Below are 19,934 nucleotides of genomic sequence, written 5' to 3' on the forward strand. Positions count from 1 at the left end.
AATATAAATTATGATTGGCGATTATGCAGCTTCTTGGTTACCCGTAGCGATGGTTCCTTTAGTAGGTCTTGTTGGAGCAGGAATTTCAATGGCTTTGTTGTTTATCTATATTGAAGGCGAAAGCCCAGCAAAATAGTCTCACCATCGCAATACTATAAGTAACTTTATTGTACTTATAGAAACTTAATACTCTGCCTTTAGTGGCAGATTTTTTTTAGTAATTATTTCAAGAGCATGTCTGAACTGTTGTGGTTTGATTTGATATCCTTGGTATTGATTAAACGCCAAAAAAAATAGAGTTAAGTAATCGTAATCCATAACAATTTTGGAAATTACTCAACCCTGTAGATGAAATCAATGAGATGATGCAGATTTAACGATCTCCTAAAGCAATACGAGCCTGTTCGCGATCGTCAAAATGGATTTTTTCTGTACCTAAGATTTGATAATCTTCATGTCCTTTTCCTGCAATTAAAACACCATCCCCTGGTTGAGCGTTTTTAATCGCTGTAGCGATCGCCGTAGCCCGATCACCTATGATTAAAGGCTTAACATTGTCAGGAATACCCGCTACGACATCTTTGAGGATCTGTTCGGGGTTTTCAGTACGGGGATTATCAGAAGTTACTACTGCTAAATCTGCTAGTTGTGCAGCAATTTTTCCCATCAACGGGCGTTTTGTGCGATCGCGATCGCCACCACAGCCAAAGACACAGATCATTTTGCCAGTAATAAAGGGGCGTGCAGCCTTAAGTAAATTCTCCAAACTATCAGGAGTATGAGCATAGTCGACAATCACGTTAATATCCTGATTAGAACCAGAGCGCACCCGTTCCATTCTCCCTGGAACACCCGCAAAGTTTGGTAAGCTATTGGCAATTAGCTTGAGATCTATCCCTAAGTGTAATCCTGCCCCTACTGCTGCCAGCAAGTTGGCTAAATTAAATTGACCAACTAAAGGCGAATTGAAGATAATTTCACCTTGGGGAGTATGTAACCTACCGCTAACTCCTGTGGGCTGATAGTCTAAATTACTGGTGTATAAGTCAGCATCTTGATTATCAACGCTATAACTCCAAACCCGCTCAGTATCTAGTTGAGCAATCAGGCGTTTGCCATAATCATCATCCAGATTGATAATTGCTCTACCCTGTAAATATTCGGGGCTAAATAATAAAGACTTTGCTTGGAAGTAATCTTCCATGTCTTTGTGATAATCCAAATGATCTTGCGTCAGGTTAGTAAACACTGCCACCTCAAAACTACAGCCTTTGACTCTTCCTTGAGCTAACGCATGAGAACTAACTTCCATCACCGCATATTTATTCCCAGCCTTTACTGCTGCGGCTAATTGTGACTGCAACTCAACGGCAAAAGGAGTCGTGTGGTTGGCAGTTTGGCTATATCCTGCCCAGCGAGTGTATAGAGTACCCAGCATGGCGGTAGGAGATTGCGCCTGAAGCAAAAAGTATTCAACTAGATGACTAGTCGTAGTTTTACCATTTGTCCCTGTCACCCCTACCATGCTTAATTTTTGACTGGGATAATCATGAAAAGCGGTAGCGATCGCACTACAGACAGAAACCAAATCCTCAGTTTGGATTACACAGGCATCGCCTGTAGGAGGCTGTTTTTGGGCTGCTGCGGGAGTGATGATAGCAGCGATCGCACCTTGACTTGTCGCACTACCCCAAAACTCTCCGCCGTCCACTCTAGTTCCAGGCATACCGATAAATAGATCTCCCGGTTGGCAAGCATGGGAGTTAGTACAAACTCGATTTACTTCTAGATCCAGAGCATCATGTTCTGGTTGCTGAAGATTGACTTTAGCTAATAATTCGCGCAGCTTCATTATTTTTCTGTGTAGATGCTTAACGGTACTATATTTTGCCTTCTTTTTACCCTATATGGTTAAATTTTGCCGTAACATCTGCTCTAATTTAGCCACAGGTGCGCGAGGAGATATACGGGGTAAGGGTTTTTCCTTGTCTAATAATTTTTGACACAATACAGGAACTTCATACTCATAGGCAGTCCACCAGTCTTCACGAGTAGTTATGTCGCGTATTTCCAGTTCAAACTCAATTTGACGAACCTGCTCTAATTTCAACTGCAATCCTGCGCAGAGATGACAACCAGGCTTGCTATACAGAATTAATTGCATCACTAACTTCTTACTTGGGTTACTTATCCAACAATCTTAGTTGATGACTAATTCTGCTGTGAACAGTCTGTAATTCCTTGAGATTAGTCAATTCTGCTGAATCAAAACAAGCCTGGATTTTTCTCAGAGTTTTTTCTAGTTGCTTGGCTAATTCTAAAGCCTGAGCGCTCACCCGATCCATTTGCTGCTGTTCATATGTTTTTAAAGCTAAACCGCGTAAGATTTGAATTGCTACTGTTTCCAATTGTTGCTGGACACTAAATTCTAAACGAAGTAAGATCCGCTCCTGCTCAAAGAATCTTTCTAGTACTAGCTTTTGCGGATGGGTAGATGTATTTTGAGGCAGTTTTGCCATCCGCTTAATTTCATCAATTAAAGAGCAGAAAATTGGTAAAGGTACTCGATCCAGGGAGGATTGAACTGAGTTATTTTGTTCCGTAACAATGCCACCGCGATCGCTATAGCGAGTTAAGGTAATATATTCTGAGTGGTATTTAAAAGCTTGTTCTAGCAGCTTTTGCCATGATAGTTGAGACGATAGCTGTGGCAGAAAATCCACTGTTTTAGGTTCAACTATTGGGGATTTTTGACCTAAAGTTTCAGCAATTAATTGTGATATTTGTGCCTCTTCTAAAGCATTTTTTAGTTCGTGGTTAGATTCTGGAGTTAATAGTTCAGCAGGATCGGCAATGATTGTGGCTTTATGATCCAGATTATTAGCTGGATTTTGATGATTAAATTCTGGCGGAATTTCAAACAAAGTAGCGGTTGCATCGACTTTAGCTTTGTCTAGCTGTTTGGGTTTGGCAGTTAAGTCTAAGTCTTTAAGAAAGTCTAAGTCTGCTGGTAAATCTGATAATTCTAGTTCAAGATCAGGCTCGTCTATTCCAGATGCCGCTGCATGAGAAATAATTGTGGGCGCAGAATCTATGGCTCGACGATGGTTAACGCCTTTTAAGGGTGCATTAGGATTAAAGCTAGTATCAATTACAGTTTTACGATTATCTTGCTGTTGTCTGCTTGATTGAACTGTATTTCGCGGATAATTTGCCAGAATAATTTGGTGGGTTTGTAAATCAATCAACTGAACTTCCAAATCATATTTGAAAACTTTAGCGATGGAATTGGCAAAGTTTTTTGACTCTTCGTTCTGGGGATCTAACATGCCTAAAACTAAATGATTGCCATCTAGTTTTAAAGGTAGAACTTGATAGTGACGACAAGAATCTAGAGGGAAAACCCGATCGATTAATTGAAAGATTTCTTTACTGTTAGCAAGACAATCAGCAAACATTGCTGTTTTAAAACCACCAGAATTAAAACCGTTATTCATAGAAAAAGCCTAGCTGGAAAATTTTTATTAGTAAATTGTTAATCTCGCGATCGCTAAGAGTGAAACTATTGGTTTATTAATCAATCATTTATCAGTTCATAAGTCTTCACAAGTATAGGTTACCCAAATTAAGCTTAAAGATTAGCATTGGGTTAATTAAGAACCTTTGTCACCCAACCAATAAAAAATGCCAATAGCAAGGTACTATCTACAATACGGACTTGAGGAATTTATGAGATAAGCTTTTATTTTCTACGTATGGCAATGGTATAAGAAGGTCTTTGTTTAGCTTCTCGTCTGGTTTTGATGATGCGAAAATCGCTGTCTATATATAAATGCTCGAATTGAGGAGTAGCACGAAAAGCAGTTTTAAATTTTTTGGCGGTACTGCTATTTAAGTTTTTTAGCTGTATTTCGGTAGAGGTATCTGCTACTAAAAAACGTTGCGCTACTTTAGTAAACCAACTATCTGCTTTGGCGATCGTCAAAGGAACTCCTTGCCATCTTAATGCTTGTTTGATGCCAATATTTTCAATCAGCCATTGACCATCTTTTACTCCGTACTTCTGGACGATCATCAGATCGAAAGCCAACAATAGTTCGGCTAATTTCTGTAACCAGCCAAGTTTTAGTTTACTCCCTGGAGCATAACGAGCCATATTGGCATAAAAACCGTCATCATGAAAGATTTGATAGGATTGCTCTGGTATACGCCCTGGTAAAATATCTTGAAAGGGAATAGTTGACCAAACAGGTGTCCAAACACCTAGAATAAGGGGCAGTTGATCTTCTGCCTGGGGAAAAGGACTGCGCTGACTTAACTCAGTGACAATTGGTTCTAACTGCTCTTGATAATATTCTACTTTGTGCTTAAGCGGCTGCAAATCTCGATCTTGAGTAAGCTGTAGTAGCTGCTGCTTGAGTTCTGCTGTAGTATGCTGAGATAATTCCTGGGTATTTGATGTTGTATTAATCATCTAGATAATTCTCTAGTAAGTGAGTGAGTGAGTGGGCAGTCATTAAATTACTTGGGTTGCAAAATAGATGTAGGTACGGGCTGTTTTTGTAATCTCTTTAAATTTTTGATATGCCGGTTTAGCGTTGGCGATCGCTACTTTGCCTTGAATTTTTTCGCAAACGGGTTTCTTGGTTTAAACTTTTCGTACCGATGTTTTTTAGTTTTTTATCAATGCGAGCAACGACTTTAGCTCAATACGACTGAGGAGGAAACTAGCAACCAAGACAATCTTGTCAATGGGTTAACCTTGTTTTATATGCGAAGCGGCTCTTTGAGGACTCTCTGTTATAAACCGCGAATATATGCCCAAACAGTCTGTTCGTAACTTTTTATGGAAGACAATAAAGTAATATTAACATTAATTTTTTCAATAAGTAGCTGGGTGGAATTAAATATAAAATAACGGATTCTTATTTTTCTCTCCTATCTCCACTACCTCACATCAGTCTTTAAATTAATTATGCCTAGCTACTTATCTTTGAAGCGATCACAAAAATCACGAATATTTGCAAAGATTAGAAATTCATAATTATAAAGTTTGCAAGTATAACTATATGCAGATGATCTTCCTAAAAAAAATGTGCTATGAGTAACAACAGGTAAATAATTTAATCTGTTGTTATTGATTTTCTTTAAGTAACCTAGCTATTTTGCTGTTTCATCAAAACCTCAACCACAAGAATTTAACCGATGAATACTATTGAACACTATGGTTTTTAATGCCTATTAAATTCACGCTGCTATTGTTGGTGACAAAAAATAGCTTAAAGATCTTAAAATATTAATTTTGTTGAGTAAAAGTAACTTCAGCAATTTTCCAAATGCCAAAAATTATGATTAGGAGCAATTAGTAGATCGTGGTAAGTACAGCCAATCCGTCAAACGTTAACGCTGAGAACAATTCTCAACCAGACGGACAAAAGAAAACTGCAAGACCAGTAACGCCCTGGGGGATTCTGGTTCAACAGCTAGAGCAAATCTTAGCAACTGTTCAAACAGAATCAGTTTCCGCTGAGTTTAAAACAGCTTTAAACAATTCATATCAATTGGCTGCGGGTTTAGATCCTTATTTAGAATATTGCACCACCAAAGAATCTCCAGCCTTAGCTAATTTAAGCGATCGCACTCAAAAAGAAGACTGGAGTAAGCGTTTTGAGGATGGGGAAACAGTAAAAGCTCTCGAGCAAGAAATGCTTTCAGGGCATCTTGAAGGGCAACTGTTAAAAATGTTGGTGGCAATCAGTAAATCCCAACAGGTACTGGAAATTGGCGTATTTACTGGCTATTCCGCTTTAGCGATCGCCGAAGCTTTACCAGATGGTGGTTGCTTGATCGCCTGTGAAGTAGATGAATATGCTGCTAAGTTTGCCCGTGAATGTTTTGATGTCTCTGAACATGGTCACAAAATAGAGCTAAGAGTTGCTCCCGCCAAGGAAACCATGCAAGAATTAATCGATGCGGGTAGATCGTTTGATTTGGCATTTATTGATGCGGATAAGGGAGGATACATTGACTATCTCAACCTTTTGTTAGATACAAATTTATTAGCTGCTGATGGCTTTATCTGTGTAGACAACACTTTAATGCAGGGACAACCCTATCTAGCCGAATCACAACGCACTGAAAACGGCAAAGCGATCGCCAGGTTTAATCGCTTTGTTGCCGAAGATCCTCGCGTCGAACAGGTCATGATTCCGATCCGTGACGGCTTAACCCTAATTAAACGTAAATAAAGGAGCTATAAGCTACAAGCTTTTTGATAAAACGTAAAGAAATTAAGGATTAGGATTAAAAAAAATAACGCAGGGGCAAATTAACAGTTTTTTTGATTGTATATGGCGCAAAAATTATTTTTAAGATACGGGACGGCGATTGCTAAAAATCTAGCAACTCTGGGTTTATTAACACTCTTGTTTCCTGTTAACTTAGGACTGATCTTAGTATCTCTAGTTAGTGGAGTTTTTAGGGGAAGGGAAAAAGCGATCGCTAGTTCGATCCCTAAAAAAAGGATTTTAATTACTGGGGCGAAAATGACCAAGGCGTTACAGCTTGCGAGGTCTTTTGCCCGCGATGGTCATGATGTGTATTTGGTGGAAACCCATAAATATTGGTTGTCAGGACATCGCTTTTCCCGTGCTGTCCAAGGCTTTTTCACCGTACCCGTACCAGAAAAAGAACCAGAAGCTTATTGTCAGGCTTTAGTAAATATAGCCAAAGAGAAAAATATCGATCTTTTTGTTCCCGTATCTAGTCCCATTGCTAGTTACTATGATTCTCTAGCCAAAAAAGCTTTAGAACCCTATTGTGAATCAATTCATTTAGATCCAGAACAGACAGCCATTCTCGATGATAAATACGCCTTTTGTTCAAAAGCGAGGGAGTTTGGTTTATCTGCACCTAAAGTTTTTCGCATTAGCGATCCGCAACAGATCTTAGATTTTGATTTTAAGAGTGATGGTAGTCAATACATTGTCAAGAGCATTCCCTATGACTCAGTATTGCGCCTAGATTTAACTCGCTTACCCTTTTTCGAAATGGCAGAATATGTCCAGAGTTTGCCCATCAGTGAATCTAAACCTTGGGTGATGCAGGAGTTTATTCGAGGACAGGAATATTGCTTCCACGCTACCGCGCGTAAAGGCAAAATCAGACTGCACTGCTGTTCTCAATCTTCTCCGTTTCAGGTGAACTACGAACAGGTAGATAATCCAGCAATCTATCGCTGGGTGGAAACCTTTATCCAAAAAATGAATCTAACGGGACAAGTTTGTTTTGACATGATTCAGACTGAAGACGGCACGGTATATCCGATTGAATGTAATCCTCGTTTGCATTCTGCCATCACCATGTTTCACGATCATCCAGGGGTGGCAAATGCATATTTGAGCGATGGTGAACCAGGCGAAGTTGCGATCGCTCCTTTACCTGACAGCAAACCAACCTATTGGACATATCACGAACTCTGGAGATTATTAAACATTCGCTCACTCAAAGAATTAAATGCTTGGTGGCAAAAGATCACTAAAGGGACAGACGCTGTTCTAACCCCGAATGACCCTTTACCCTTTCTCATGCTGCATAACTGGCAAATTCCTCTACTGCTGTTGGATAATTTACGTCGACTTAAAGGCTGGGTCAAAATTGATTTTAATATTGGCAAACTAGTTGAAATCGGCGGAGATTAGTAGGGGCGAACGGATGTTCGCCCAGCAATAAACAATTAACAATAAAGAACTAATGGTATCAACTAGCACGAATCCAAATACAGAAGCAAAAAAAAGAGCATTTGACTTAATGCTAACTTTCGTTAAAAGTCAGTGTACATATACCGCAGCACGATTGGGCATCTTCGATCTGTTAGACGATCGCGGAGAACAAACGGTAGAAGATTTAGCCCAAGCAACTAACACCGATATCGAAAGACTATACTTTATTTTGCGTGCTTTAGCCCATGTGGAAGTATTAACAGAAAAACCAGGCAGAATATTTGCCCCCACAGAAACATCTACTCTCTTGGTAACTAATAAAGATCCATCCGTAGGTCATTTGTTGATGCATCTAATTGAACCTGCACAGTGGGATGCGTGGAAGGTTTTGCCAGAAGCATTAGAGAAGGGAGTTGTGCCTTTTGAACTGGCTAACAAAAAAGGTGTTTATCAGTATTGCTATGACAACGAGTGGAGTAAAGATACTTTCATCAAAGCCATGAGTTTTCTCACCAATTCTCAGGTAGATGGATTGCTGGATGCCTATGATTTTGGTCAGTATGAAACAGTCATGGATGTTGGTGGTGGACAAGGAGGTTTGATTGCCAATATTGTGAAACGCTATGGTTGTAAAGGTGTTTTGTTTGATTTACCTGATGTAGCTGATACTGCCAGAGAGTATATGGCTAGCATTGGTGTCGATCCAGGTGCGATCGCTATTAAAACAGGGGATGTATTTGAAAAGATCCCCAAAGGTGCTCAGGCGATCGTCATGAAACATTTTATCTCCGCTTGGAGTGATGAAGATGCGCTAAAAATTTTAGCCAACTGTAAAGCTGCACTTCCTCAAGACGGTAGATTGATCTTACTACAGTCATTTGTACCCGATCTTGATGAACCCAAAACTGAAGCTGATGGCATTATGCCAGGAATTTTTGCCGTACAAATTAATGTAGCTACTCCTGGCGGTGGCTGGCGTACTAAAAAACAGTTTCAAGAATTGTTTGCTAAAAGCGGCTTTAAGCTAGAAAAAACTGTGAAAACTAGTAACAGTCTGTCGATTATGGAATTCAAGCTTAATTAACGTGAGTTCGATAGACAATTTTGAGCTGCCCAATTAAGACGACAAAACGAGCAAAATAATCGGCGTTGCATCATCATTAATCGTTGCTGATTCTAGATCATCCCGCAGCTAGGCAATGCCAGTGAGAACGAGAAGTAAAGCTTTTCCTTTTTACCATTCCCCAATCTTGACAAAAAGATTATCGCGTAACATCAGTGAACAACCTGCGTAACTTCAATTACTTAAGTTAAGATTCTCGATCTTGATTATTGTCGGCTTTAGCCATCCCATATGATTAGTTAAAAGTCCATTTCATGTAGATCATTAATGACCGAAACCATGTCCCCCACAGCAGCAGCAGAAATTAGAGCAATCTTTGATCGCATTGCTCCTGTATACGATCGCCTTAACGATCGCCTTAGTTTTGGACAGCATCGCATCTGGAAGCTAATGGCAGTCAAATGGAGTGAAGTTAAGTCAGGAGATCATGCCCTAGATGTTTGCTGTGGGAGTGGAGATTTAGCCTTATTATTAGCGAAAAAGGTGGGTGCTAACGGTCAGGTAATTGGTTTGGATTTTGCTTGCGAGCAATTGGCGATCGCTAAACAAAGACAGATGATTAAATGTCCAACAGTGCCGATCAACTGGGTTGAAGGAGATGCCCTAGCTTTACCTTTTGCAGATAATCAATTTGACTGCGCCACGATGGGCTATGGATTGCGTAATGTAACAAATATTCTTCTAAGCCTTGAAGAATTGTTACGAGTCTTGAAACCAGGGGCAAAGGTAGCAATTCTAGATTTTCATCGTCCTGAGACTGGTTATATGCAACTATTCCAGGAATGGTATTTAGCTAATATTGTCGTGCCAACTGCGGAAAATATGGGCATGAAAGAAGAGTATGCTTATATTAATCCCAGCGTTGAAAGATTTCCCACGGGTTTAGAACAAATTAAACTGGCTCATACAGCAGGATTTAATCAAGCTGTTCATTATCCTTTGATGGGTGGGATGATGGGAATATTGGTATTAACCAAATAAAATAATAATAGCTACAATTACTTTTTTGTTAATTAATCTTTATTGTCGATTCAACATACTGCTTTGGCACTAGCGAATCTCTGGATATATTTAGTTCCCCCTATAGCTGGCAGCATCATTGGCTATTTCACTAACGACATAGCAATTAAGATGTTGTTTCGTCCCTACAAAGCTATTTATCTGGGCAAACGTAAGCTGCCTTTTACTCCTGGATTAATTCCTAGCAATCAAGAGCGTCTGGCACAAAAAGTTTCCGATACGATCATGGGTTCATTGTTAACCCCAGGAGAATTACAAAAGCTGGCTCAAAGATTGTTGGCAACTGAACGTATACAAGGGGCAATTCTCTGGTTATTGAAGTTAGCTTTAGATCGGGTTAAATCTGATCGCGAACAAAAAACCGCCAAGATTTTAGGTAACATTCTGCGGGATCTATTTAGTCAATCCTTACCTCGACTGTTAAAAGTACTCGCCAGAAGAGAAGATTTTCTTGAAGCACAGGTTAATCAGATTTTTGATCAGATTCTCCTCAATTTTCAACTCAAAGATGAGCAGGCTAAAAAGTTTTCCGACTGGCTATTGAGTTCAGTATTACCTCCAGACACTATTCGTCGCGCCATGATTGATTTCTTGAGCGATCGCAATATTCAAATTATAGATGAAGGTTTTCGCGAAAAAACCAGCGGGACATATTGGGTTGTGGCAAACTTGTTTGGTTTACGCAATAGCTTGCTAAGACTACGTTCTTTTTGTATTGATGAACCACAAATTACCAATGCTCGACTAGAAGAGTTGAGTTTTTCTCTACAAATTCGAGATCGCATTAAAAATTGGTTAATGAACCTTTCTTTACAAAATCTCCCTGTCTCGACTGTCAGACAACTACGTAAAACCGTAAGAGAGGCAGTCCGTAACTATGTGCGAGAAGAAGGAGGCAGAGTTATTACAGGTTTAGGAGAGTCCGTAGAATGGGAAAACCTGGCGACGTTGATCCTCAATCGTTTACAGTCTTCACCAACGGTTAATGATTCATTAGAAGTGATTAGCCAAGAATTAGCTTTAGTGTTAGAGCGTTATCTCGAAGAAGATTTAGAAAAACTAGTAGCTCAAGCTATTCCCATCCTCTCTATCGATCAGGTAATCATCGATCGTGTCTCTGCTACCACTCCTGAAGAATTAGAGCAAGCAGTACAGGGAATCGTGAAAAATGAACTTCAGGCGATCGTCAATTTAGGAGGCATACTCGGTTTTATTGTTGGACTATTACAAACAGTTATTTTGCTGTTTAATTAACGTGAGTTCAACAAAGTTAGAAAGTAGCAGAAGTTAGAGCTAGTAATATTTAGGCTTCGATGGACGGTGTTTTGGGTTAAGTACTCTAATTATCGAGTTATTGACTGAAGAATATGTTAATGTTGCGGAACATTACATTTATTTAATTAATAATTTTTAATGCTAGGACATGATGGGAAGTTTTTAATCAGCGTTATTATCCCAACTTATAACCGTAGTGATTTAATTCTAAGAGCGATCGCTTCTGTCATCGCTCAGTCATACTCTCACCTAGAAATAATCATCGTGGATGATGCTTCTCAAGAAGATATTGCTGGAGTTATCAAGCAAATAGATGATTGTCGGATTCAATACATTCGTCATCCTCATAATTTGGGTGGCTCTGAATCTAGAAATACAGGAATCAAACATGCTCAAGGAGAGTTGATCGCTTTTTTAGATTCTGATGATGTCTGGTTACCTAATAAGCTACAAACCCAAGTGGATGCGGTTGTTCAAACAACACTACAGCATGATCTCCATAGTCTAGTTTGTTATAGCAAGTTTAAATTATCTCCCCAGGTATTTTACGCTCAATCAATTTTTCCCTCTCGGGGTAAACAAACTCAGGAAACAATTCCCCATTACTTGTGGGTATCTAGAGGAGAAATGCTGACAAGTACTCTATTAATTTCTCGTGAGTTAGCCTTGAAAACTTTGTTTAAACCTGGGTTAATCAAACATCAAGATTTAGACTTTGTAATTAGGTTAGAACAAGAGGGAGCTACATTTATTTTTGTCCCTCAAGTTTTGGCAATTTGGCACAATGAATCTAGAAGCGATCGCACTTCAAAAATTAACGACTATCAATTTTCTTTGAGCTGGATTGATACTTATCGAGGATCTATTACTGATAGAGCAATTAAAGGATTTATTTTGAAGGAAGTAGCCCCGAAAATGCTCTTAGATTATCAAAAAAGACCGCAAGCAATTAAAATACTGATTGAGGGATTGCGGGAACAACTTATTCCCCTAAACCATGTTTTATTTTTACTGATTAAGCAGGCTATTCCTCGAAAACTTCAGCTAGCTTTAAAAGTTTTATTTCAAAAGGCTAAGTTAATTGGCAATACATAAAAATATACTGTTGTAGTTAAAAGGTTCAAGATGCAGTTAGTCTAATAGTCTAAACATTATTATATAAACATGATTATAAAAAAATAATTAAATGCAAAAAAACTTAATTAATAACAATATTAACAGCTTTACCAGTGGAAAAAATGACAAGGCAATCTTTTTATTTATCGGTTTTGCCCTGTGGTTTATTTCACCAATCTTAGGCATTTTTGCGCTACTTTATTTTGTCCATTTAAATAAAAAAGAAAATAGTCGTATTAATCTACTAATTCTCTTATTAGTAGTTATAACTATTACAGTTTTTGTCTCTTCTGTTGATATTATCTCTGATTTAGCTGTTTATGTTAATAACTATGAACTTTTAGGTAAAGAAACTCCTTTTGAAGTTGCTGGAGGAGGAGGATTTGAGTTTGTCATGTGGTTGGTAAGTTATCCAATTTATGTGCTTTCTGGCGGTTCTAGATATGCTTTTATCTTCTTTTGGTCATTAGTAATTAATTTAGTCACTTTTTTGGTAATTATTAAAGTTTTTTCTCCCAGAAAATATGCATTATTAGCTTTGTTTATTGTTGCCACACCAAACTTTATTGGCTATCAGGCATTTTTGCTCCGACAATATATCGCGATGATTATCTTTTTTGTTGCTTTAATATACCTGGATAAAAAAATCTGGCTGTGGGCTATATATCTACTAAGTGTCCTGACTCATATTGGCAACTTACTATTTTTGCCAATTTTATTACTATATAATAAAGTAAAAATATTAGAGTCTAAAATAACTGTCTTTTTCGTAGTTATATTTGGTATGACTGCCGCTTTCAGCGCTTCTATTGTTTTCGATTTGGCTTCTTTTGTCGCCAAATTCCTCCCTTCTCCCTATTCTTCAATTATCTTAATCAAAACCTATCGTTATGGTCGAGAGCAGGTTGCTTCTTCAGACTTGGGTATTGCTTTTGTCGAGCAGTTTATAGTCTTTATGATTATTATATTATTGGTTAACAATAAAGTAGTTAAGCATCCTCAAGAAAAAGTACTTAAATTCTTATATCCTATTTTTTTAGCAATTATGTTTATGGGGCGAAACATTTTCTTGTTTTCTAATCGTTTTGCCTTTATCTTTTTTCCCTTTGGTGGATTATTTTATTATTTTATAATTGAGCATAAATTAAAAATATTTAAACGAGAAATTATCAGTTTTTTACTGTTAGCTAAAATTGCTTATTTTATTTATTTTATGAATATTATGAATAATGGGGATACTGTGTTGAGCTTTATGCACGGTAACACCCTTGGGTCTAATTTTTTCGACTATATTGAAATAGTTTATGATGGCTTTACTGAAGACGTAAAAATCAAAGAGCTACCCGATCGCATTATTATCTAATAAATGCAAAGTAAAGCCAGGAGTAAAAAAGAGAAAACCGCCCGATAAATTGCCGAGCGGAGTGTGGTGTGAGGAGTGAACGGAAACTTTTGTCTCCGCCCACTATCATTCTAAAATAGAACTTTAAAATTGCCAGAGTTTTTTGCCTGAAACAGCATAAATATTAAGTTTGATTGAGATAAATCTTGAGAAAATCAAAAAAAACTGGTTAGGTAGCATAAATATGCAAAAACCAGCCGATCGCAATTCCCAAAAAGACAAAGCGTACCACCTGCCAAAAAATATCGGGTAACAAAACGCTTTCAAGGTTTAATTCCAGACTTTCTAACTCTTGTTTTAGACTGCGTAGTTCAGTTTTTAGGGGTTGAGTTAGAGATCGATCCTGTTGCTGTTTTAATTCTTGCTGACGCGCTTTAATTTGCGATCGCTTTTCCCAGTCTTGTTTAACCTGATCGTATCGTGATTGAAGCTGCGCCAAAGATTGCTCTACTTCAATCAAGATTTGTGCCAACTCATTTTCTTGAGGATCGCCAGATTTAGGGGATGACATCGCTAAAATTAGTAAAATTAATTAGAAAAGCAATTTAGAACGACACGATATTAACCTATGTTTAACGTAACGCCGATATCCAGCAATCATAATCAAGTTCCTGCTGATTTAACAGATTTAGAGCTAGCCCAGGCTCTGGTTGAACGCAGCCTCATTGCCCACCAAAACTGGCATCGCCTCAAAGGCAACAGAACAGCTCAAGCCAAACAACAGCTAGCCTCAGCACTAGTATTGCTGCTAAAAGACCAACCCGAATTAGCCTTACAGCACCTCAATCAAGCAGCAGGATGGCTCGACGGCTCACTGGCTGCGCCTCCTTGTCCTGATGCTCAAAAGCGCAAAAATTCTCCAGATTAAGTACAAATAAGTATTTTAGCTAAACCAAAGATGGCGGGACATAGTAAGTGGGCAAATATTAAGCGACAAAAAGCGAGAGTCGATGCCAAAAAAGGCAAAACTTTCACTCAACTATCGAGGGCAATTATCGTAGCAGCACGCAACGGTATTGCCGATCCTGAGGGGAACTTTCAGCTACGAACAGCAATCAACCAAGCCAAAGCAGCAGGGGTTTCGAACGATAGTATTGAGCGATCGCTAGCTAAAGGAGCAGGAACTTATCAAAATAGCGAAACTAGCCTAGAAGAAATCCGCTATGAAGGTTATGGCGCAGGAGGCGTGGCGGTTTTAGTAGAAGCTTTGACGGATAATCGTAATCGTACCGTTGCCTATCTGCGGACAGCATTTGCTAAAAATGGCGGAAACTTAGGCGAGACAGGCTGTGTTAGCTGGATGTTTGAGCAGAAGGGGGTGGCGATCGTCACGGACGTAAATGAAGAAAAATTGCTGGAAGCTTCTCTCGAAGCCGAGGCAGAAAGTTATCAAATGTACGACGAGCAAAATGCAGAAGTACTGACAGAAATTACTAACCTGGAAAATCTTAACCAAACTCTGCAACGGTATAATTGTGCGATTGAAGAAATAGAACTGCGCTGGATACCTAATAATATGATAGAAATAATTGATCTAGAGCAAGGGCGATCGCTCATCCAACTGATCGACACCCTCGAATCTTTAGATGATGTCCAAAAGGTCACCGCTAATTTTGATATGAGTGAGGAATTGATTGCAGCTTGTAGCCAAACAATAGAATAGATAGATGATAAAGATTAAAGCGAAAAAATAAAAATTGATAGTTGACAAGACAATTTTTCTCGGCTATTAAAGATACTAAAAAGAGAGTAATAATTTCTTATGAGCAACTGCGGAGCAATGTCTAGTAGCAATCGACAGCCAGTTCTTCCCTTAGCTGATTTACTGTGTCATAAAAAAACTGAACAACTAGCTCTTTTACCCATTGGGGCAAAAATCAAATCATTTGAAATTACAAATCAAGATTTTTCTAATGAAGTTGCTGTCCAGAATTTGCACCAAAAAGTCAAGCTCCCTAACTTTGTCAATTTACAGTCTTATGCGCTAGATTTTAAGCGTCGGCAAATCGTCAAGCAAACTCCTAATCTTATCTCTGCTACATTCCAGGGAAATTTAACGGCAACTAAAAGGTTTTGGTGGCAGTGGCTGTTATTAACTACTACCAAAATTTCAATTTTAGTTTTGCTGATTTTATTTCAATCATCTTCTCAGGCGAGCAACCTGCTGGAAAAAGCGAAAATCTATATCGATCTAAATTCACAAAAAGCAGCCACTGTTCCTACTAGTAGCGTGGCATTGTTAAAGGATAGCCAAGCCTCACCATTTAATCGAGCAATTGAAGCTGCAAGGGAAATAGAAGTTGACTCTCCCTATTATCCAGAAGCGAGCAAAGACATTACTCGCTGGAGTGAAGTAATTCTCGATATTGCAAAAGGAAGAGCGGGTGAAGGAGACTTGGCAGGGGCGATCGCTGCTGCTGAGTTAGTTCCTCAAAATTATTCCTCTACACAATTAATTGCTCAAGAAGCAACAGTAGCCATGGAAGATTGGCATTTACAAGCGCAAACCCAGAATCTCAATCGCAATTATTTGGCAGAAGCCAAAGCGCAAATCTCGCTCAATCCCAATCAAGCTTATGCTTACAATCAGGCAATAGAAATTCTACAGCAAATAGTTCCAGGAGCAGAAGAATATCCAGAATCTCGAAATTTGATTGAGCGCTGGAATAAGCAAATATATCTGATTGCCAAACAGCGAGCAGATCAGGGCAACTTTCAGCAAGCAATTGAAGCTGCCTTGTTAATTACTCAAGACTCTTTATATTATCGACAAGCAAAAGATTCAATCAATCATAGAATCGAATCGATGTATGTACAATATATAGAGTGAACAACTAAATGTAGTGAGAATAAAACTGCGATAAATTAAGCTCACTGCACCAAAAAAATGATCGAACTACATACACATACTACTTATTCTGACGGTATTTTAACCCCACAACAGCTTGTAGATAGGGCTGCTAATGCAGGGGTACAAGCGCTGGCGATTACTGACCACGATACTCTACATGGTTGGGATGAGGCGATCGCAGCAGCCAAACAATACAAGATGGAAATTGTGCCAGGGGTAGAATTAAGCACGGTTCACAACGGGCGATCGCTTCATATTCTCGGTTATTATCCTCAAAGAGCATGGTTAGAAGCGCCCCTGCAAGAGCGTTTAGCAGGGAGAAAGCGCCGAGCCAGGCAAATGGTAGAAAATCTGTCTCAGATGGGCTATCCCCTAGAATTAGACCAGTTAGACGGCAATTTAGCCCTGGGTCGTCCGCATATAGCTAACGCGATGATTCGAGCAGGCTATGTAAGTTCTAGTCAGGAAGCCTTTGAACGATTTTTGGGGGAAGATCAACCAGCTTATGTTCATTATGAAAAGTTTTCCATCCAAGAAGGCATTAGTTTAATTCGCAATTGCGGGGGGATTCCTGTTTGGGCGCATCCTTATTTATTCCGTGGTGGTAAAGTAGAGGATGTTTTACCAGAGCTTTTAGCCGCAGGATTAATGGGACTTGAAGTGTATCATCCCCATCATGGGAATAATAAGGTGAATCGTCTCAAACAATTGTGCCAAGAGCATAATCTCTTGATGACAGGAGGAACAGATTACCACGGTTACGATCTAGAGCATCCTGAAAACGAACGCTGGCAATTGAATCAGCTAAAATTACCCTTGAGTTTGCTAGAATCTTTGCAGCAGTTGGCGCGCTAGGACAATGGCTTGCACCTATCTAAACTCAATTAATCGTCACTAATACACCAAGAGACAAAGGCGATTAATAATAGGGCTAAAACCCACCAGCTAAAAGAGGTAAAATGAATAGCTAAATTTACAGGAGTAAAGATCAAACTCTCTGTCAAAAACCAATTGCCGATTAACAGTAAAGCTAAAATGACCAAAAGTAACATAAATCTCAATATAATTTAAATCTTGTTGAGCAGCAAGTAATACTGTTTCCCCTTGGTACAAAATTAGGTTAGAACATATTAAAGTTATTTGCTCGCAAGTAACAAGTAACGAGTAATGATTGTCCTAATATAAGTGCGTATCGCGATAGCTTCAATGATATTAAAGACCAGTTTCTTGCATGGCTTCAAGATAATCGATCGCAGCCTGAAGTTTGTTTTCGTATGAATAAGAAAATTCTTGAAACCACTTACCTTCTTCGCTACGAGGATCTAACTTTGCCAGCCATGTTTTAGCTTCTTCCCTTAAAGCTTCTTTACGTCGGCACTCGCGCAATTCTTCGCGCTGCTGCATCTCGATTAATTCCTGTTGACGACGTTTTTCTTCCGCCAGCTTGGCTTCTGCTTGGCGTTGAACCTCAGCGAACTGAGCTTCTCGTTTCTGGGCTTGTTCTTGGTAATTGCGATCAATTAGAGCATTGAGACGTTGACGAGCCTGTGCTGCCTCTTTGGCGCTTAATTGTGGTTGCGCTGAAGTCGATGATGGTGAGGGTGTGCCAGGTGTATTGTTTGGTCTGCCTCGACCCGATTCTAGCTCTTTTCTAAGTTCCTCTAGCATTTGGTTCATTGAAGCTTGAGAAGTAGTTCGGGGTGGTGGGGATTTAGCAGGCTGATTAGCCTTTGATTTTGGCTGTGGCTGTGGCTCAAATTCTGCTTTTAACTGAGCCAGTAAATCATCCATATTTTTATCTGACACCGGTACCACCCCGTAACCTATTCACAAAATCTAGTTGACGCTTATTTATATTTTCTATTATGAATTATGCAGCAGCTAAAGTGTCTGCTAGAGGTTTCCAATTCACATAGCGATCGCCACCCATTTCTAAAACAACTTTTAGTTTTGGCTCTTCTTTGGTTAAATCAACCAAATACTCAATTTCTTGGCGGGATAAGATTTGTCCTTCAATGATCCAGAGAGCTAATCCTTTAGCATTGGCAGGCAGAGAATTTAATTCATAAGTAGCAATGGGTGGAATGTAGTAAATATCACCGACGCAGGCCTCTCGCCCGATCGTTTTTTTACCCAAGTGAGCGGGACGTACTCCGTGTACTCTAGTTAAATAAGCTGCTAAATCCCCTAATCCTCTGGCAGTAATATTGATCGTATGGTAACCATAAGCCCGCAAACGCCTTTGGTAACGTCCTTCTGCACCTCCTTCTAGAGGCATATACAATCCCAATGCTCCAGCTTTTTCCAAGGCGCGAATAAATGATTTTCCAGTGGTGATTAGCGGCATACCTAAATTAATATCTTTATGGGTTTGTCAATCTAAAATTATATTTTAAACGTCTAGTGTGAATTAAGGTGAGTTAGATGATGCTTAAAATTAAATGCTAGGGAATTAGGGTAATAAATCAACTCTATTCTCCCCAATTCCCTAAGTCCTCAAAATCCTAGTTTTTCAAAGTTGCGATTGGACTCTGTCCACGGACGCGCCTTCAGGCGCTAATCCTTTAGGGCTAAGCGATCGGGTCAGTTAATCAGACGAACTGAATGATTAACTATGTAAATTTAGATCCGTTACCGCACCCAGACTACTAGAAGATACTAATTTGGCATATTTACCTAAAACACCTCTAGGATATTTAGGCTGACGTGGCTGCCACTGGTGACGACGTTGTACTAATTCTGCATCATCAACGTTGAGCTGCAACACCTTTTGACGGGCATCAATAGTAATACTGTCTCCCTCATGTACTAGAGCAATTGTTCCTCCCACCGCAGCTTCAGGGGCAACATGACCTACAACCATGCCGTAAGTCCCGCCCGAAAAACGACCATCGGTAATTAAGCCGACAGAATCCCCCAATCCTGCACCAATGATCGCGGAAGTTGGTGCTAGCATTTCCCGCATTCCTGGCCCGCCTTGAGGGCCTTCATAACGCACAACAATCACATCTCCCGCTTTGATTTTGCCGTCTAAAATGGCAGCAAGACATGCTTCCTCAGATTCAAATACCCTAGCAGGGCCAGTAATTAGAGGATTTTTAACACCGCTGATTTTAGCTACTGAACCTTCGCTAGCTAGATTGCCCTTGAGAATGGCTAAATGTCCTTCTGAATATACAGGATTATCCCATTGACGAATCACGTCCTGATCTGCGGGAGGATTTTCGGGAATCTCGGTTAAAATTTCGGCAATAGTTTTACCTGTGACAGTTAAAGCATCACCATGCAACAAGTCATGCGCCAGCAACATTTTCATCACTTGCGGAATACCACCAGCGTTGTGTAAATCAACGGTGACGTATTTTCCTGATGGCTTAAGGTTACAAATTACGGGGACGCGCTGACGAATAGTTTCAAAATCATCTA

Annotated in this window: 21 protein-coding genes; 12 read left to right on the forward strand and 9 right to left on the reverse strand. The window is 39.4% G+C overall.

The window, feature by feature from the left end; translation table 11 throughout:
• The first annotated feature begins 10 nt into the window (after nt 1-10).
• Complete coding sequence (locus C7B62_RS11820; protein WP_106236219.1) at nt 11-136, forward strand: photosystem I reaction center subunit VIII; 126 nt, start codon at nt 11-13, stop codon at nt 134-136.
• Between the two features lie 237 nt (nt 137-373).
• Here C7B62_RS11820 and C7B62_RS11825 read toward each other — a convergent pair whose 3' ends face one another.
• From C7B62_RS11825 to C7B62_RS11840, 4 genes are all read right to left on the reverse strand, one after another.
• A complete protein-coding gene (locus C7B62_RS11825; RefSeq protein WP_106236221.1) occupies nt 374-1,852 on the reverse strand; it encodes a UDP-N-acetylmuramoyl-L-alanyl-D-glutamate--2,6-diaminopimelate ligase in 1,479 nt (492 codons plus the stop codon).
• Between the two features lie 51 nt (nt 1,853-1,903).
• Entirely contained in the window at nt 1,904-2,164 is a 261-nt protein-coding gene (locus tag C7B62_RS11830; protein WP_106236223.1) for a glutaredoxin family protein, read from the reverse strand.
• A 19-nt stretch (nt 2,165-2,183) separates the two neighbouring features.
• Nucleotides 2,184-3,497, reverse strand: coding sequence for a hypothetical protein (locus C7B62_RS11835; protein ID WP_106236225.1), 1,314 nt, complete (start codon nt 3,495-3,497; stop codon nt 2,184-2,186).
• A gap of 245 nt (nt 3,498-3,742) precedes the next feature.
• Nucleotides 3,743-4,474, reverse strand: coding sequence for a hypothetical protein (locus tag C7B62_RS11840; protein WP_106236227.1), 732 nt, complete (start codon nt 4,472-4,474; stop codon nt 3,743-3,745).
• A gap of 1,018 nt (nt 4,475-5,492) precedes the next feature.
• On the opposite strand from C7B62_RS11840, the gene C7B62_RS11845 reads away from it, so the two are divergent.
• From C7B62_RS11845 to C7B62_RS11875, 7 genes are all read left to right on the forward strand, one after another.
• A complete protein-coding gene (locus C7B62_RS11845; protein ID WP_370303920.1) occupies nt 5,493-6,248 on the forward strand; it encodes an O-methyltransferase in 756 nt (251 codons plus the stop codon).
• A 102-nt stretch (nt 6,249-6,350) separates the two neighbouring features.
• Nucleotides 6,351-7,700 (forward strand): ATP-grasp enzyme, encoded by a 1,350-nt coding sequence (locus C7B62_RS11850; protein ID WP_106236231.1) that lies wholly within the window; start codon nt 6,351-6,353, stop codon nt 7,698-7,700.
• 109 nt (nt 7,701-7,809) lie between these two features.
• Nucleotides 7,810-8,805: a methyltransferase gene (locus C7B62_RS11855; RefSeq protein WP_199194160.1), complete on the forward strand. Its 996-nt coding sequence runs from the start codon at nt 7,810-7,812 to the stop codon at nt 8,803-8,805.
• Between the two features lie 306 nt (nt 8,806-9,111).
• Nucleotides 9,112-9,825, forward strand: a complete 714-nt coding sequence (ubiE, locus tag C7B62_RS11860; RefSeq protein WP_106236236.1) for a bifunctional demethylmenaquinone methyltransferase/2-methoxy-6-polyprenyl-1,4-benzoquinol methylase UbiE — start codon at nt 9,112-9,114, stop codon at nt 9,823-9,825.
• Nucleotides 9,826-9,867: 42 nt separating this feature from the next.
• Nucleotides 9,868-11,118, forward strand: coding sequence for a DUF445 domain-containing protein (locus C7B62_RS11865; protein WP_106236238.1), 1,251 nt, complete (start codon nt 9,868-9,870; stop codon nt 11,116-11,118).
• A 159-nt stretch (nt 11,119-11,277) separates the two neighbouring features.
• Nucleotides 11,278-12,234, forward strand: coding sequence for a glycosyltransferase (locus C7B62_RS11870; RefSeq protein WP_106236240.1), 957 nt, complete (start codon nt 11,278-11,280; stop codon nt 12,232-12,234).
• Between the two features lie 91 nt (nt 12,235-12,325).
• Entirely contained in the window at nt 12,326-13,618 is a 1,293-nt protein-coding gene (locus C7B62_RS11875) for an EpsG family protein (RefSeq protein WP_106236242.1), read from the forward strand.
• 208 nt (nt 13,619-13,826) lie between these two features.
• Here C7B62_RS11875 and C7B62_RS11880 read toward each other — a convergent pair whose 3' ends face one another.
• Nucleotides 13,827-14,168 (reverse strand): hypothetical protein, encoded by a 342-nt coding sequence (locus tag C7B62_RS11880; protein ID WP_106236244.1) that lies wholly within the window; start codon nt 14,166-14,168, stop codon nt 13,827-13,829.
• Nucleotides 14,169-14,225: 57 nt separating this feature from the next.
• On the opposite strand from C7B62_RS11880, the gene C7B62_RS11885 reads away from it, so the two are divergent.
• From C7B62_RS11885 to C7B62_RS11900, 4 genes are all read left to right on the forward strand, one after another.
• A complete protein-coding gene (locus C7B62_RS11885) occupies nt 14,226-14,525 on the forward strand; it encodes a DUF6439 family protein (protein WP_106236246.1) in 300 nt (99 codons plus the stop codon).
• A gap of 30 nt (nt 14,526-14,555) precedes the next feature.
• Entirely contained in the window at nt 14,556-15,320 is a 765-nt protein-coding gene (locus C7B62_RS11890) for a YebC/PmpR family DNA-binding transcriptional regulator (RefSeq protein WP_106236248.1), read from the forward strand.
• Between the two features lie 99 nt (nt 15,321-15,419).
• Nucleotides 15,420-16,487, forward strand: coding sequence for a hypothetical protein (locus C7B62_RS11895; RefSeq protein WP_106236250.1), 1,068 nt, complete (start codon nt 15,420-15,422; stop codon nt 16,485-16,487).
• A gap of 57 nt (nt 16,488-16,544) precedes the next feature.
• Nucleotides 16,545-17,363: a PHP domain-containing protein gene (locus tag C7B62_RS11900; protein WP_106236252.1), complete on the forward strand. Its 819-nt coding sequence runs from the start codon at nt 16,545-16,547 to the stop codon at nt 17,361-17,363.
• A gap of 29 nt (nt 17,364-17,392) precedes the next feature.
• Here C7B62_RS11900 and C7B62_RS25710 read toward each other — a convergent pair whose 3' ends face one another.
• From C7B62_RS25710 to C7B62_RS11915, 4 genes are all read right to left on the reverse strand, one after another.
• Entirely contained in the window at nt 17,393-17,560 is a 168-nt protein-coding gene (locus tag C7B62_RS25710) for a hypothetical protein (RefSeq protein ID WP_158260673.1), read from the reverse strand.
• A gap of 160 nt (nt 17,561-17,720) precedes the next feature.
• Nucleotides 17,721-18,314, reverse strand: coding sequence for a salt stress protein, Slr1339 family (locus C7B62_RS11905; RefSeq protein ID WP_146132087.1), 594 nt, complete (start codon nt 18,312-18,314; stop codon nt 17,721-17,723).
• Nucleotides 18,315-18,378: 64 nt separating this feature from the next.
• Nucleotides 18,379-18,855, reverse strand: coding sequence for an NAD(P)H-quinone oxidoreductase subunit N (locus C7B62_RS11910; RefSeq protein ID WP_106236256.1), 477 nt, complete (start codon nt 18,853-18,855; stop codon nt 18,379-18,381).
• A 261-nt stretch (nt 18,856-19,116) separates the two neighbouring features.
• The coding region (locus C7B62_RS11915; RefSeq protein ID WP_199194161.1) for a dihydroxy-acid dehydratase at nt 19,117-19,934 on the reverse strand (818 nt) is incomplete at its 5' end.

Source organism: Pleurocapsa sp. CCALA 161, from assembly GCF_003003995.1.
Classification (GTDB): Bacteria; Cyanobacteriota; Cyanobacteriia; order Cyanobacteriales; family Xenococcaceae; genus Waterburya.

Excerpts from the sequence above, each read along its gene's own strand:
- C7B62_RS11820 (WP_106236219.1), top strand. The coding sequence starts at position 11 with ATGATTGGCGATTATGCAGCTTCTTGGTTACCCGTAGCGATGGTTCCT.
- C7B62_RS11825 (WP_106236221.1), bottom strand. The coding sequence starts at position 1,852 with ATGAAGCTGCGCGAATTATTAGCTAAAGTCAATCTTCAGCAACCAGAA.
- C7B62_RS11830 (WP_106236223.1), bottom strand. The coding sequence starts at position 2,164 with ATGCAATTAATTCTGTATAGCAAGCCTGGTTGTCATCTCTGCGCAGGA.
- C7B62_RS11835 (WP_106236225.1), bottom strand. The coding sequence starts at position 3,497 with ATGAATAACGGTTTTAATTCTGGTGGTTTTAAAACAGCAATGTTTGCT.
- C7B62_RS11840 (WP_106236227.1), bottom strand. The coding sequence starts at position 4,474 with ATGATTAATACAACATCAAATACCCAGGAATTATCTCAGCATACTACA.
- C7B62_RS11850 (WP_106236231.1), top strand. The coding sequence starts at position 6,351 with ATGGCGCAAAAATTATTTTTAAGATACGGGACGGCGATTGCTAAAAAT.
- C7B62_RS11855 (WP_199194160.1), top strand. The coding sequence starts at position 7,810 with ATGCTAACTTTCGTTAAAAGTCAGTGTACATATACCGCAGCACGATTG.
- ubiE (WP_106236236.1), top strand. The coding sequence starts at position 9,112 with ATGACCGAAACCATGTCCCCCACAGCAGCAGCAGAAATTAGAGCAATC.
- C7B62_RS11870 (WP_106236240.1), top strand. The coding sequence starts at position 11,278 with ATGCTAGGACATGATGGGAAGTTTTTAATCAGCGTTATTATCCCAACT.
- C7B62_RS11875 (WP_106236242.1), top strand. The coding sequence starts at position 12,326 with ATGCAAAAAAACTTAATTAATAACAATATTAACAGCTTTACCAGTGGA.
- C7B62_RS11880 (WP_106236244.1), bottom strand. The coding sequence starts at position 14,168 with ATGTCATCCCCTAAATCTGGCGATCCTCAAGAAAATGAGTTGGCACAA.
- C7B62_RS11885 (WP_106236246.1), top strand. The coding sequence starts at position 14,226 with ATGTTTAACGTAACGCCGATATCCAGCAATCATAATCAAGTTCCTGCT.
- C7B62_RS11890 (WP_106236248.1), top strand. The coding sequence starts at position 14,556 with ATGGCGGGACATAGTAAGTGGGCAAATATTAAGCGACAAAAAGCGAGA.
- C7B62_RS11895 (WP_106236250.1), top strand. The coding sequence starts at position 15,420 with ATGAGCAACTGCGGAGCAATGTCTAGTAGCAATCGACAGCCAGTTCTT.
- C7B62_RS11900 (WP_106236252.1), top strand. The coding sequence starts at position 16,545 with ATGATCGAACTACATACACATACTACTTATTCTGACGGTATTTTAACC.
- C7B62_RS25710 (WP_158260673.1), bottom strand. The coding sequence starts at position 17,560 with ATGTTACTTTTGGTCATTTTAGCTTTACTGTTAATCGGCAATTGGTTT.
- C7B62_RS11910 (WP_106236256.1), bottom strand. The coding sequence starts at position 18,855 with ATGCCGCTAATCACCACTGGAAAATCATTTATTCGCGCCTTGGAAAAA.